Here is a 13850-nt window from a genome sequence, read left to right as displayed (position 1 = left end):
CTGCTCCTCAGGACGCCAGGCGGGCGTCGATGCCGTAGATGCGCCCGTCATAGGAACTGGCCAGGAAGGCGCCGCTGACGGCGTCGTGGGTCAGGCAGGAAATGCCGCTGGCGGTCGGCCGCTGCATGGGCAGCCAGCGCCGCGAGACCAGGTCGAACAGTGCCACGGTACCGTTGTAGGCCGCGGTGGCGATCACCCGGCCATCAGCGGAGGCGGCGATGCACTTGATCGAGTGCTGGTGCGGCGAGTCGAACACCTCGTCGCCGGTCTCCAGCCACAGGCGCAGCTTGAGGTCGCGACCGATGCTGGCGAAACCGCCGGTGATCGGGCAGCAACCATTGGAAATACGCGTATGCGCCCCCTCGATATGCCGCACGCTGCTGAAATCCTCGATGCTGTGCAGCGCGGCATCGGCCGAGGCGCAGACGCTGAACAGGTGGCGCTGGTCGGCGGCCACGCCCTTGATCGCGTTGTCATGCATGGGGATCGACGCCACCAGGCGCAGCCCGCCCTGGCCATCATGGCCGAACACCAGGCCTTCGCCGGTATAGGTGCCGATCAACGCCAGGTCTTCGCCATTCCTGACGAAGGTGGCGCCGCAGTTGAGTGGCGAACGGTGCTGGTACAGCATGCGCCCGGACAGGCCATCGAACACCTGGCCCATCTGGCCGCCGGTCAACAGCAGCGGGCCGAACGGCAGGAGGAAGTTGCACAGGCTGCCGACACTGGTCACCGGCTGGTCGTCACGGTGCAGAATGCCAGCATCGCCAATGCTGTACTGGCGCTCTTCGCTGCGCACCACGGCGTTAATGCTTACCGCCGGCTCGATGCCCGACACCTGCCACTGGTCCTGCTCGTAGTTCCAGGTGGCGTAGCGCGAGCCGAAGGTGGCGAACACCAGTTGTTCGTCGCCGACAAAAGCGCAGCTGCGCGGCCAGACGATGCTCGGCAGCGCGGTACTGCGGCGCTTGACCAGGTTGCGCGCGGCGTCGAAGGTCCAGAGGATCGCCGAACGGTCATAGCTCAGGCTCACCAGCAGGCGCTTGTCGTCGTTCCAGACGATGCGCTTGATCCCGGCGGCGTGGGCCGGCACGGTCTGCACCTGGCCCTGGGCGATGATCGAGATGCGCCCCTCGTCGTCCCCGGCGAACACCACGCCTTCGCGGGTGATGGCGATGGTGTCGGTCTCCACGCCGCCGATGTCCACCTCGTCGCATTGCTGGCCGCTGCGGGTATCCCACTGGCGCACGGTACCGTCGTCACTGCTGGAGATCAGGCGCTGGCCGTCCGGCGACCAGACCACCGAGATAACGTCGGCCTGGTGGCCATGGAACGCCTGCAACTGCACGCCGTCGAGGTCGAAGATGCGCAGCACATGGTCACGCGAACAGGTCGCCACGCGCTGGCTGTCTGGCGAGAACACCGCCATCTCGACATCGTCGTTGTGCCCCTGCAGTACGGCTTTCAGGCGCATGCTCGGCACTTCCCAGATGCGCGCGGTGTAGTCGCTGCTGGCGCTGACCAGGTGCTTGCCGTCACTGCTGAAGGCGCACTGGTTGGCCAGGTGGTCGTGGTGCACACGGTGGATCGGCTCGCCGGTGGCGGCGTTCCACAAGATCACCTGGTTGTCGTAGCCGGCGGTGGCGACGAAGCGCGCGGCATGGGCGGCGATACCGCTGATAGGGCCAATGTGTTTCATCGAAAGATCCTTTTTCGCTGGAGTCAGAGCTTGATCGAATGGCTGGACTTGACGGCCTTCGCCTGCAGGTAGTTGCGGTTGTGATTGGTCAGGAACACCCCGGTGGGCACCTGTTCGATCACATCGATGCCACCGGCGCGCAGCTGGGCGACCTTCTCCGGGTTGTTGGTCAGCAACCGGCACTGGTCCACGCCCAGGGCCCGCAGGATCTGCACGGCCGGGTCGAACGAGCGCGAGTCGGCCAAGTGGTTCAGGCGCAGGTTGGCTTCATAGGTGTCCAGGCCCTTGTCCTGCAGCAGGTAGGCCTCGAACTTGGAGTACAGGCCGATGCCACGCCCTTCCTGGCGCAGGTAGATCAGGTAGCCGCCCACCTCCTTGAGGGTGCGCAACGCCTCTTGCAATTGCGGGCCGCAATCGCAGCGCTGCGAGCCGAACACATCGCCGGTGATGCACTCGGAGTGCACCCGCACCAACGGCACGTCGCACTGCTCGCGGCCGATGCCGACGGCGAAATGCTCCTGGTCACGCTCGAAGCCGTGGAAGCCGAAGAAATGGGCATCGACATCGCCGCCGAGGATGGAAATCGGCACGATGGTGTGAAGCGAAACATCCTTGTTCATGGAATCAGACCTCTTGCACGGAAGACGGAACAGCTCAGTTGTGGTTTTCAACCAGGCGAAAACCCATGACGTAGATCGGTCGCGGGTAACGCCCGTGGCGGCGCGCGGTGCGCGCCAGGTCGCGGAAACGGGTAAAGCTGCCACCGCGGGCCACGCGGTGGGTGCCGACATCGAGCACCAGGTCGTCCTCGATCTGCGGGCCGCCGGGGTATGGCCGGTAGTCCTCGGCCACGTACTCTTCGACGTTGCCGGCCATGTCCAGCACCCCGAAGGGCGATGCGGCGTCGCTGAACACGCCGACCGGCGTGCTGTCCAGATAGCCCAGCTCGGCGGTGTTGGCGTGCTCGACCTGGTAGGCGTCGCCCCAGGGGAACTGACGCCCTTCAGGTCCGGCGGCGGCATACTCCCACTGCGCCTCGCTGGGCAGGGCAAAGCGTCGGCCGGTGCGCTCGCTGAGCCACTGGGCGTAGGCATCGGCGTCACTGGCCGAGACGCTGTAAACCGGGTGGTTGGCGTGGTGCCGCGGATACCGGCCGAACGCCCAGCCGTCGGGGATGCCGGCATGCCCGCTGTCGAGCAGGAACTGGCGGTACTCCTGGTGCGTCACCGGGAAGCGGGCGATACGGAACGCCGCCAGTTCCACGGCGTGGCGCGGCGTTTCCTTGTCGATCCAGCTGCGGTCCAGGCCAAGCCCGTCGAACTGGTCCATCACCTGCTCGACCGCGCGCGGGTCGAGGCCGATGTGCACCCGCGCCGCCGGGATATCGATCATCTGCGGGGCGAAGGTGTCGATGCGCGGGTCGCCGCGCAATGCCAGCACCTCGCCGGCGGCGATGCGCCGGGCCAGGGGTTGGCGTGGCTGCTCAAGCAACGTCAGCAAGACGTCCAGCGGCGCCTGGAGCAGATCGTCGAGCGCCGTGGCGACCTGCGCCTGCAACGGATGCTCCTGGTAGTGCTCTGGGTAGCCCATCAACGCCCGGTCGCTGACATCCTTGGGCAATGGGCTGGGCAGCCGTGGCCAATGCCACTGTTTGTAGCTGTTCATGCGAATACCTGCCTAGGCACAGGCCCGCCGAGCGGCAGGCCTGTGACGACGTGGGGTCAGAGGCGGTCGAGGAGCAACCGAGGGTTGCTTTCGATCATCTCCACTTCGGCGCTGTAGACCTCGATCACCAGGCCATCCGGGTCCTCGAAGTAGACGGCGCTGCGCACGTTGTCCGGCCCATGGTGGTAGCCCGGCGCCGGGCCGTTGCCCTTGACCAGCTTGATGGTGCCGGCAGCGGTGACCTGCTCGGCGATGCGCCGCACATCCCCGGGCAGTGCCCGCACACCGATGTGGTAGCCGGTCGGGTAACTGAACGACTCGCTCTGCTCGATGAAGAAGTCGAAGCCGTTGAGCTCCATCACGGCCTTGCGCGGCCCCAGGTTGTAGCAGTAGTTGGCGCCAAGGATGTCGCTGTAGAACGCCTTGGAGGCTTCCAGGTCGCGGGTGAGGATATTGATGTGGTTCAGCTCGGGGCGCTGCGCGGCCCGCGCCGCTTCGTCCAGGCCCAGGCCGTCGAGCGAACGCCACAGCTTGGTCGCGGCCGCGAACTTGGCGAAGCCCGCCAGCCAGTCCTTGATCGCCAGCTCCGGCGCCTGCCCGGCACCGATATCCAGCGAGTACGGATAGAGAAAGCCCTGGCTCGCCTGCTGCCACTGGGCGATCACGCCGCTGGCGGGCGGCAACTGTGCCAGTGCACCCTGCACGCGGACCAGCACCAGCGCGGTGTTGCGACACAGCCCGCTGGCCTCATTGAGCAACGTGTTCAACGCAACCGGTGGCGTGGCGCTGTCGAGCAGCAGGCAGACTGCGTCCACCGGTCCCTGGCCGGCCGGATTCTGGCTGACCTGCAGGCTGAAACCGGCCGCCGCCGCGGCGCTGCCCAAGCTGTCCAGGGCCTGGGCCGCCGCGTCGCCAAGCGGCGCGGCATGCAATGCCAACAAGCGCAGCATCAGGCAGCCCTCCGTCCGATCAGCAGGGTGTAGCGGCCGATCGGCTCCTGCTCCACGCTCAACCCCGCCGACGCCATGCTGTCGATCAGGTAGCGGGTCGGATGCAGCTCGCCGTTGACCGTGTTGAGCATCATGTGCAGGGAGAAGTCGGCCGACAGCGCCGGGTGGATCTCGTCATCCTCCAGGGCCATGCTCAGCACCAGCAGCGCGCCGTCGCCCTCGACCATGCCGGCAGCGCCGGCGATCAGGGTACGCACCTGCTCGCGGGTGAAATAGTGCAGGCAGTCGTTGAGCATCACCACGTCGGCCCGCTCGCCCTGGTACTGCGCCAGGTCCAGCAGGTTGCGGGCATGGAAGCCCAGGCGGTCGTCAAGACGGTACTTGGCGAAGGTGGCCGCGGCGGCCTCGCGGGTGGGCTCAAGGTCCCAGACCTCGCCCTTGACCTGCGGATTTCGGCTGGCGATCTCGGCCAGGTAGGTGCCGTGGCCACCGGCCAGGTCGATCACCCGGCGGGCCTTGTCGAACAGCGGCAGGTCACGCAGCACATCAACCATGGGCTGGCTGAAACGGACCATGGCATCGTTGAAGGCGTCGCGGGCCGCCAGGTCGTGCTTGAAGCGGTTTTCCTGCTGGAAATCCAGCGAGGTGCGGCTGCGCAGCACTTCGTCCAGGCGCGGCCAGTTTTGCCACTGCAGGCGCTGGTGGTCGATGATCGGGCCGATGAACTCGGCGCTGTCGCTGACCAGGAAACGCTGGCTCAGCGGCAGGTTCTCGAAACCTTGGGCGGTGCGCTTCAACAGGCCCATGGCCACCAGCGCGTTGAGGAAGATGCGGCCCTTGTTCGGCACCCAACCCAGCGCATCGCTCAGGGCCTGGGCGCTGACCGGCTGGCGGGTGTGGTCGAACACACGCTGGGCCAGCGCCGAATGCAGGATCGCGGACTGGCGGTACTGGTCGGAAAGCTTCACCAGGTCGACCACGCCTTGCAGGCTGTTCAGCGCGTCGGCGTGTTCATAGATGGTCACGGGTTTCTGGGCATTCATGCACTCACATCCCTGTCGAGTTATTGTGGGTGAGCCCATGCCCGGCATTTGCCAGCAAGGTGTCGATGGACGTGCACGCACCCCTCCCTGGGACCGGCAAGCACAGGCTCCGCAATTCAGCTTAGCCGCGGACTCAATAAATACAACTAATACCTTTTATATTTTTATCGCATATAAATTTTATATTCGATAATCGTTCTTCTTGCACAAATCACCACGAATCCGGGCTATCCTTCGCCCACTTGCCTGCGCAAAGGATGGCCCAGGAGAGTGCCCGATCCGTTCATTCACGCCCGGTTTCCAGCGCTCCATGACCTCGACCACCGTTGATACCAACTGCACCGCCGACCGCATCCTGTTCCTGCTCAAGACCCGCGGGCCGCTCAAGACCGCCGACCTGGCCCAGCTGCTCGCCATCACCTTCGAAGCCACTCGCCAGCAAGTGCAGAAACTGCAGGCGGCCGACCTGGTCAGCGGCATCAGCGTGCCGGCCAAGGGCGCCGGGCGCCCTTCGCAGAAATGGGCACTGACCGCCACGGCCCAGCGCCGCTTCCCCGACTCCCACAGCGTGCTGACCCTGCAACTGATCGAGAGCGTCGAGCAGGTGTTCGGCAGCGACGGGGTCGACCGCCTGATCAGCCGCATGGAAGACAGCAACAGCCGTGAGTACCAGCAGGCCTGCGCCGATGGCCAAAGCCTGGAGGACAAGGTGCGCATCCTCGTGCAGCTGCGTGAGCGCGCCGGCTACATGGCCGAAATGCAGGCCGACGGCAACGACTGGCTGATCGTCGAGAACCACTGCCCGATCTGCATCGCCGCCACCCGCTGCCAGGGGTTCTGCCGCAGCGAGCTGCAGGTATTCCAGGCGGCGATCGGCGAGCAGGGGCTGGTGGAGCGTTGCGAACACCTGATTTCAGGGGATCGGCGCTGCGTCTATCGCATTTCGCCGAAGTAGCGGCCCCAACCGGTCAGATCCGCCGCCTGCCCTTGAGCGCTGGAATCGTGGTCTGCGCAATCGCCACCTGTTCCTGCCCGCGGCGCGTGTTGGCCGCCAGGCCCGCCAAGGTCGGCTGACTGAACAACAGGCGCGCATCGGCATGCAGCCCGGCCTGGCGCATGCGCGCCACCAGGCTGACCGCCAACAGCGAGTGCCCACCCAGCTCGAAGAAGTTGTCGTCGCGGCCGACCTGCTCGATCTTCAGCACTTCGGTCCAGATCTGCGCCAGCGTATGCTCCAGCTCGTCACGGGGCGCCTCATAGGCCCGACTGATCACCGCCTCCACGCCCGGCGCCGGCAAAGCGCGGCGATCGACCTTGCCATTGGGGCTCAGCGGCAACTCGGCCAGCAGCACATAGGCCGAGGGCACCATGTAGGCCGGCAGTCGCGCCAGCAGGTAGGCACGCAGCGCTTCCAGCGTCGGCGCGCCATGGCCGTCGCGACAGCTGGCATAAGCCACCAGGCGCTCCTCGCGAACCAGCACCACCACCTGGCCAAGGTCCGGATGAGCCGCCAACAGCGCCTCGATCTCGCCCGGCTCGATGCGCAGGCCGTTGAGCTTGACCTGGAAGTCGTTGCGACCGAGAAACTCCAGCTCACCATCGGCGCGATAGCGCACCAGGTCGCCGGTTCGGTACAGGCGGTCGCCGGCCACGAACGGACTGGCGATGAAGCGCTCGGCCTGCAACGCCGGCAAGCCCAGGTAGCCGCGGGCCACACCGATGCCGCCGATGTGCAGTTCGCCGGCACAACCCACAGGCACCGGACGGTCATGGGCATCGAGCACGTACAGACGCGTGTTGCCGATCGCCCGCCCGATCGGCGGGGGGGCGACGGGCAACGGCTGCTGCGGCTCCAAGGTCCAGGCGGTGCTGTCCACGGTAGCTTCGGTGGGGCCATAGACATTGTGCAAGCGCACCTGGGGCAAGGCCTGGCGCACCCGTTGCGCCAGCGCCAGCGTCAGCTCGCCGCCACCACAGAAGACATCGCGCAGGCTGCTGCAACGCTCCACGCCCGGGGTGTCGAGAAACGCTTGCAGCAGGGCCGGAACGAACTTGACGGTGGTCACCCTGCGCGACTGGACAAGCTGCACCAGGTAAGCCGGATCGCGGTGACCGTCGGGGCGGGCCAGCACCAGGCGCAAGCCCGCGCACAGTGGCCAGAACAACTCCCACACCGAACCGTCGAAGCTGAACGGCGCCCGCTGCAGCAGCGCGTCGTCGGCCCGCGGCGGGCACAGGTCGCTGCCCCAGCGCATCAGGTTGCACAGCCCGCGGTGCTCGACCATCACCCCTTTCGGCGTGCCAGTCGAGCCCGAGGTGTACATGACATAGGCCAGGTGCCCGCCACCCAGTTCCGGCAGCTCCGGCGCAGGGTCGCCGTGCACCTGCCAGTCACCGTGATCCAGATCCACCAGCGATGTCGACTGACCCTCGAACAGGCCACGGGTGGCTCCGTGCACCAGCAGTGCCAGGGGCGCGCTGTCGGCCAGCATGTAGTGCAGGCGTTCGTCGGGGTAGCCGGGGTCCAGCGGCACATAGGCGCCACCGGCCTTGAGCACGCCGAGCAGGCCGACGATCAGCGAGGCGCCCCGCTCCAGGCACACCGCTACCCGGCTGTCGGGCCGCACGCCAAGGCCGATCAAGTGATGGGCCAGGCGATTGGCCTGGGCGTCGAGCTCGCGGTAGGTGAGCTGCGCGTCTTCACTCTGCAGCGCCACGGCATCCGGCGTGCGTCGCACCTGAGCGGCGAACAGCGCCGGCAGGTGCGGATACGCGGGATCCAGCGCAACCTCGGTGCTGTTGAGGGTTTCCAGCAGATACACACGCTCCGTTTCCGGCAGGGTCGGCAGCGCCTCGAGCGCCACCGGGGCTTCGCTGAGCAGGGCGGCAGCCAGCGCCTGCAGGGCGCAGGAAACGAACCCTAGCACCCGTCCGGCACCCAACTCGCAAGGTGCCCGCACACTCAGGCGCAGGCTGTCGCCCTGCTCGTCCACGGTCAACACCAGGGCGTGACTGTGCACCTCGCTGGCATCGAGCAGGGTCACCCCGGGCAACGCTTCGGCGTCGTGCGCGGCGCCATGCCGGTAGTTGAGCAGGCTGTCGAACAGTGCCACGCCGGCGGGCAGGCCACTGCAGCGCTGGGCCAGCACCAGCGGCGCGTCCTCGTGCCTGAGCAGCGCCGCCAGCTGGCCGTGGATTCCGACCAGCGCCTGGCCCACGTCGCGACCCGCCAGCGACACCCGCAGCGGCAGGCTGTTGATGAACATGCCCAATGCCCGGTCGGCGCCCTCGCCCGCCATCACCCGCCCCAGCAGCACGGTGCCGAACACCACCTCGTCGCGACCACCCAAGGCTCCCAGCACCTGGGCCCAGGCCAGGTGCATCAGGCTACCGAGGCCGACGTCGTATTGGCGCACGCGCTGGCGCAGGGCCAGGGCCAGGTCCTCAGGAACGGTCAGGACGCAGGTCTCGACACGGGTCTGGATCCCCTCGCCCATGCCGGCCAGCCTCGGCGGCGCCTCCACCCCGGCCAGTGCTTCGCGCAGGAACACTTCATGGCCCGCCTGCCGAGCCTCGTCGCGGCTCATGGCAACGTAATTGCGGTAGGGCACCGGCCTGGGCAATGTATGCCCTTCGTTCGCCATCAGTACCGCCAGTTCGGCCAGCAGCACCTTCACCGATACGGCGTCGTTGACCAGATGGTGGAAGTGCAGCAGCCCCAGCCAGCGCTGCCGCGCGCTGTCCTCGACGCAGGCCAGAGCCATCATCGGCGCCTGACGCAGGTCCAGCCGCAGTCCCTCTTCGCGCAGCCGGGTGGCCGCGTCGCCCGGACCGGACGCAAGCACCCTCAACGGCAACCAGGCCTGGCGCCACACCACTTGCTGCGGCTGCGCCAAGCCTTCCCAAGCCAGGCTGGTACGCAGGATGTCGTGACGCTCGATGACCCCGGCCAAGGCGCGGTTGAACGCCTCCAGCGCAGCCTGGCTGGCGAAGGCGAACAGCGCCTGTTGCTGGTACGGGTCACGGTCTTCGGTGAGGTGGTGATACAGCAGCCCCTCCTGCAGCGGTGCCAGCGGGTAGATTTCCTGCACATTGGCCGCCCCGCCCGGCACCCTGTCGACGATGCGGTCGATGTCGGCCTGGTCGAGGTGGGTCAGGGCCAGCATTTCTGGGGTGATCCGCTGGCAACCCGGGGCCACGCGATTGGCCGCCACCGAGTGCACAGGGGCGCCGTCAAGCGACGCGGCCAGGCTCGCCAGGGTCGGTTGGCCAAAGAGGACCTGGGCATCGACCTGCAACCCCGCCTGACGCATGCGCTCGATCAAGCGCACCGCCAGCAGCGAATGACCGCCCAGTTCAAAGAAATGATCGTGCCGTCCGACCTGCTCCACCTCCAGCAACTCGGCCCACAGCGCGGCCAGGCGCTGTTCAAGCTCGCCTCGGGGCGGCTCGTGGGCGCGCCGTACCGTGGCCTCGTTGCCCGGCGCGGGCAACGCGCGGCGGTCAAGCTTGCCGTTGGCGGTCAACGGCCAGGCCGCCATCGCCACATAAGCGCTCGGCAGCAAGGCGGCCGGCAGGCGGCTGCGCAGGTGTTCGTGCAACTGCAACGGGGTCGACGGCTGTACGCCAAGGTACCAGGCCACCAGTTGGCCGTCGCGCAGCAGCACCAGCGCCTCGCGCACGGCTGGATGACTGGCCAGCGCGCTCTCGATCTCGCCCAGTTCGACCCGTACGCCGCGTATCTTCACTTGGTCGTCGCTACGCCCAAGGTACTCCAGGGTACCGTCGGGCAACCAGCGCACCAGGTCACCCGTGCGGTACATCCGGGCGCCATGCTGCAGGGTGAACGGGTCGTCGAGGAAGCGCTCGGCAGTCAGTTCGGGGCGGTTCAGATAGCCGCGGGCGACTCCCGCGCCGCCGATGTGCAGCTCACCGACAGCACCTATCGGCAGTTGCCGTCCCTGGGCATCGAGCACGTACAGCCGGGTGTTGGCCACCGGCGCGCCAATGTGCAGCACCTGGCCCGGGCGCACCTCGCCCGCGCTGGCCACTACCGTGGCCTCGGTCGGCCCGTAGTTATTGATGATCTGGCAGCCACGCTCTCGGGCCAGCCGGCGCAGGCGATCGCCACCGACCAGCAAGGTGCGCAGAGTCGGATGTGGCGCGCCCTGGGCGAAGGCGTGCTCGGCCACCGGCGTGGGCAGGAAGCTGACCTGCAGCGGCTGGGCGCGCCACCAGCGCAGCAGCGCGTCGATGTCCTCGCCGCCCTCGCCCACCGGTGCCAGGTGCAGGGTGGCGCCAGCGCACAAAGCCGGCCAGATCTCCCAGGCCATGGCATCGAAGCCGAAACCGGCCAGGCTGGAGGTTGCGCTGCCAGGGTGGAGATCGAAGGCTTCGCAGTGCCAGTCGACCAGGTTGGCGAGCATGCGGTGCTCGATCATCACGCCCTTGGGCTGACCGGTCGAGCCGGAGGTGTAGATCACATAGACCAGGCTAGAACCCGACAGCCCCGGCACCTCGAGGTCGGCGAACGCCGTCGCGGGCAGTGGCAGGCGGTCCAGTTCGATCACCGCCACCTCGATGGCTGGCAGACGCTCGCGCAGGCCGGACTGGGTCAGCACCACCTTCGGCGCACAATCGTCGAGCAGGTAGCGCAGGCGCTCGCCCGGGTGCGCCGGATCGATCGGCACATAGGCGGCGCCGGCCTTGAGCACCGCCAGCAGGCCGACCAGGGTGTCCAGGCCGCGGCGGGCGACCACGGCCACCCGTTGCTCCGGCACCACGCCCAGGGCCAGCAGTTGAGTGGCCAGCTGGTTGGCGCGGTTGTTCAGCTCGGCATAACTCAGGTGGCGCCCCTCGTGCACGGCGGCCGTCGCCTCGGCGCGCAGCGCGGCCTGGGCCTCGATGCGCCGATGGATCAGGGCCGGGCCTTGGGCTGCGCTGGCGGTGGCATTCCACAGGCGCAGGCGCTGCTGCTCGTCAGGCAACAGCAGGTCGTAGTCGTCGATGCCCGCCTGCGGCCGCGCCAGCCCCTGGGCCAGCACATGCAGCAGGCGCGCAGTGAACACCTCGACCTCTTCGGGGGCCAGCCAGGCCTGGTTATGTACCAGGTGCAGCCAGGCCTTGCCATTGTGCGGGTTGCTGCGCAGGTAGATCGACAGCGGCGTCGGCTCGTGATCGTTGCATACCTTCACGCTGTGGGCGCCGAGGCTGCCATAGCGCAGGTCGTGGCCCTCTTCCTCGTAGGACACGGTGATCTCGAACAATTGCCCACGGGCCTCCCGGGATAGCCCCAGCACCCGGTTGAGCTCGCTGAGCGGCAGGCGCTGGTGACGCAGGTCGCGCCGCAGGGCATCGCCGATACCGCGCACCAGTTCGGCGAAGCTCAACTGCCGACCGAAGTCCATGCGCAAGGCATTGACCTGGACGAACATGCCCAGGGTCGCCTTGGCCCGCGCATTGCCACGGTTACGCACCGGCAGGCCGACGACCCAGTCGTCCCGCTGCCAGGCCCGGGCACAGCACACGTGCAAGGCCGCCAGCAGCACATGGGCGACCGATCCCTGCAGCTCGTCGGCCAGCTGCCGCATGCGCGCCAGCAGGTCGCCGTCGAAACTGCGCTCCAGCGCATGGCTGGGCGTGGCGCCTGGCGGCAGGCCCTGTTCCTTGGGCTGCAGCAGCGCATCCGGTAGTTGTGGGTAACGGCCTAGCCAATAGGCAAGATCGCGCTGCTGACGGGCCGATCCCTGGTAGGCCAGGTCATCCTCGATGAATGTTCGGTAGGACGGGGCCGTGTCCGGCAGTGCCAGGCCCTGCTCAAGCACACCGTAGTACTGGCCCAGCTGGTGGAGCAACTGCTCCAGGCCCCAGCCGTCGAGGATCAGGTGATGGGCCTGCAACATCAGCAGGCTGCGCCCGGCATCCACATGCAGCAATGCCATGCGCAGCAACGGTCCGGTTTCAAGGGCGAAGGGCTGTTGCAGCAAGGTCTTGGCCAGACGCTGCGCAGCGGCGAACGGCTCGGCCTGCCCGCGCAGGTCGTGCTCGTCCAGCGGCACCTGCAAACCGGCCACAAAGCGCTGGCGAGCGATGCCATCGTCCCCCGCCTCGCGCACCAGCACCGTGCGCAACCCGTCGTGGAGCGCGACCAGATGCGCCAGCGCGCGCCGCAGCAGACCACTGTTCACGGCGCCGTCGAATGCCAGATACCCACCGACGTTGTAGAGCGGCGAGTCACCGTGGCTGATCTGGTCCAGCCAGATGTCGCGCTGGGCGCAGGTCAGGGGGAAGCTATCGGCGACAGGCATGGGCGGGTCTTCCTTGAAACGGGATCGTCCGCGGATTCAAGCACCCACCCCGCGCCCTGTATGGCCCCCCAAACCCGGACATTGGCCAGTCCCTTATTGCTCCGCCTAAGTCCGCTGAAACTTTTGTAGGAAATTGACGATAGTCGGCAGCCGGTACCTGCCTACCCCCGCCAACCGACGGGGCAATCGCCGGCGATCTGGCCGGTTTCTGGCGCCAATTGTCCGACAATCCGTCAATTAAGACTGCATGAACCCACGGAAATACCGACTTTTCTTGTCGGATAATTTGACATTTCCTGTCCCCGCTTTCCGCTACAGACGCAGGCTCGGAGCCTGCTATTCAATAGCGCCAAGCCCCACCACAGAGAGGACTCGACCGCGAGACCCACCGCGTTACCGGATCAAGGAAGACGACGACATGAAGCTGATCGACAGCCTCGAACACCGCCACGACCCGCACCTGTACCTGCAATTGGGGGCACTGGTTGCCAGCACCGGCGATGCCACCTTCGCCGAACAGATGTTCCAGCTGATCGACGACCAGGTGCCGATCCATCGGCTCGACCTCAGCGAGTGGACCCTTGACAGCGACCAGGCCAACATCCGCCAGGTCAAGGTGCTGGGCAGCGCCGGCCTGCCCGAGGCGACGCCCGCGCAAGCGCAGCTGCGCCATCCCCTGCTGCAAAGCATCATGCGCATGGAAGACCCCTTGCTGATCCAGATAAACGCCCCCGTGCACCAGTGCAACCTGGTGTCGCGCAGCGGCGACCGGCGCTGGGTCATCTGCTGCCATCGCCAGCGCAGCGAGCGGATGTTCTCCCTGGCCGAACTGTCGCTGCTCAAGCGCCTGTCCGACACCCTGCTGCCACTGGTCGAGCACCATGCCCAGCTGTTCCTGCAGACGGCCCAGCGTCGTCCGGGCAGCGTGCAGGCGGATGAGGCCGGCTCGCTGCGCCAGGTCTTCACCGAGCGCCTGGAGCAGGAGGCAATCCGCCTGTCCACCCGCGAGCAGGAAGTGTGCATCGGCCTGCTCACCGGAGCCACCGTGCCGCAGATGGCCCAGCGCTTGAATGTGAAGAACAGCTCGATCGAGACCTACCTGAAACGCGCCACCGCCAAGCTCGGCGTCAGCGGGCGCCATGGCCTGGCCCGCTGGATGGCCGGCACCTGACCCCAGAGACCCTGT

The 13850-nt window shown here is 67.2% G+C and carries 8 protein-coding genes; 2 read left to right on the top strand and 6 right to left on the bottom strand.

The features are described from left to right. Positions 1-7: 7 nt before the first annotated feature. Genes K5H97_RS11185 through K5H97_RS11165 form a run of 5 tightly spaced genes read right to left on the bottom strand, consistent with a single transcriptional unit; the run spans position 8 to position 5357 of the window. The gene (locus tag K5H97_RS11185) at positions 8-1699 is read right to left on the bottom strand and encodes a WD40 repeat domain-containing protein (protein ID WP_028691686.1); all 1692 of its coding nucleotides are present in this window, start codon (positions 1697-1699) and stop codon (positions 8-10) included. Positions 1700-1722: 23 nt separating this feature from the next. Further along, the gene (gene ribA / locus K5H97_RS11180; protein ID WP_028691687.1) at positions 1723-2319 is read right to left on the bottom strand and encodes a GTP cyclohydrolase II RibA; all 597 of its coding nucleotides are present in this window, start codon (positions 2317-2319) and stop codon (positions 1723-1725) included. Positions 2320-2353: 34 nt separating this feature from the next. Next, on the bottom strand, positions 2354-3364 hold the full coding sequence (locus K5H97_RS11175) for a formylglycine-generating enzyme family protein (protein WP_028691688.1): 1011 nt from the start codon (positions 3362-3364) through the stop codon (positions 2354-2356). 56 nt (positions 3365-3420) lie between these two features. After that, entirely contained in the window at positions 3421-4314 is an 894-nt protein-coding gene (locus tag K5H97_RS11170) for a VOC family protein (RefSeq protein WP_028691689.1), read from the bottom strand. After that, positions 4314-5357, bottom strand: a complete 1044-nt coding sequence (locus K5H97_RS11165) for a methyltransferase (RefSeq protein ID WP_028691690.1) — start codon at positions 5355-5357, stop codon at positions 4314-4316. The genes K5H97_RS11170 and K5H97_RS11165 overlap by 1 nt, the downstream gene beginning before the upstream one ends. A 310-nt stretch (positions 5358-5667) precedes the next feature. Between K5H97_RS11165 and K5H97_RS11160 the strand changes: the two genes are divergently transcribed. Then, on the top strand, positions 5668-6312 hold the full coding sequence (locus K5H97_RS11160) for a helix-turn-helix transcriptional regulator (RefSeq protein ID WP_028691691.1): 645 nt from the start codon (positions 5668-5670) through the stop codon (positions 6310-6312). A gap of 13 nt (positions 6313-6325) precedes the next feature. Here the strand turns inward: K5H97_RS11160 and K5H97_RS11155 are convergent, their stop codons facing one another. Beyond that, positions 6326-12664, bottom strand: a complete 6339-nt coding sequence (locus K5H97_RS11155; protein WP_028691692.1) for a non-ribosomal peptide synthetase — start codon at positions 12662-12664, stop codon at positions 6326-6328. Positions 12665-13082: 418 nt separating this feature from the next. Between K5H97_RS11155 and K5H97_RS11150 the strand changes: the two genes are divergently transcribed. After that, entirely contained in the window at positions 13083-13835 is a 753-nt protein-coding gene (locus K5H97_RS11150) for a helix-turn-helix transcriptional regulator (RefSeq protein WP_028691693.1), read from the top strand. Positions 13836-13850: the final 15 nt, after the last annotated feature.

Origin of the sequence: Pseudomonas mosselii, assembly GCF_019823065.1 — a bacterium.
Taxonomy (GTDB): domain Bacteria; phylum Pseudomonadota; class Gammaproteobacteria; order Pseudomonadales; family Pseudomonadaceae; genus Aquipseudomonas; species Aquipseudomonas mosselii.
Note: the sequence above shows the minus strand (reverse complement) of the source record. Positions and strands in the feature narration are given on the sequence as shown.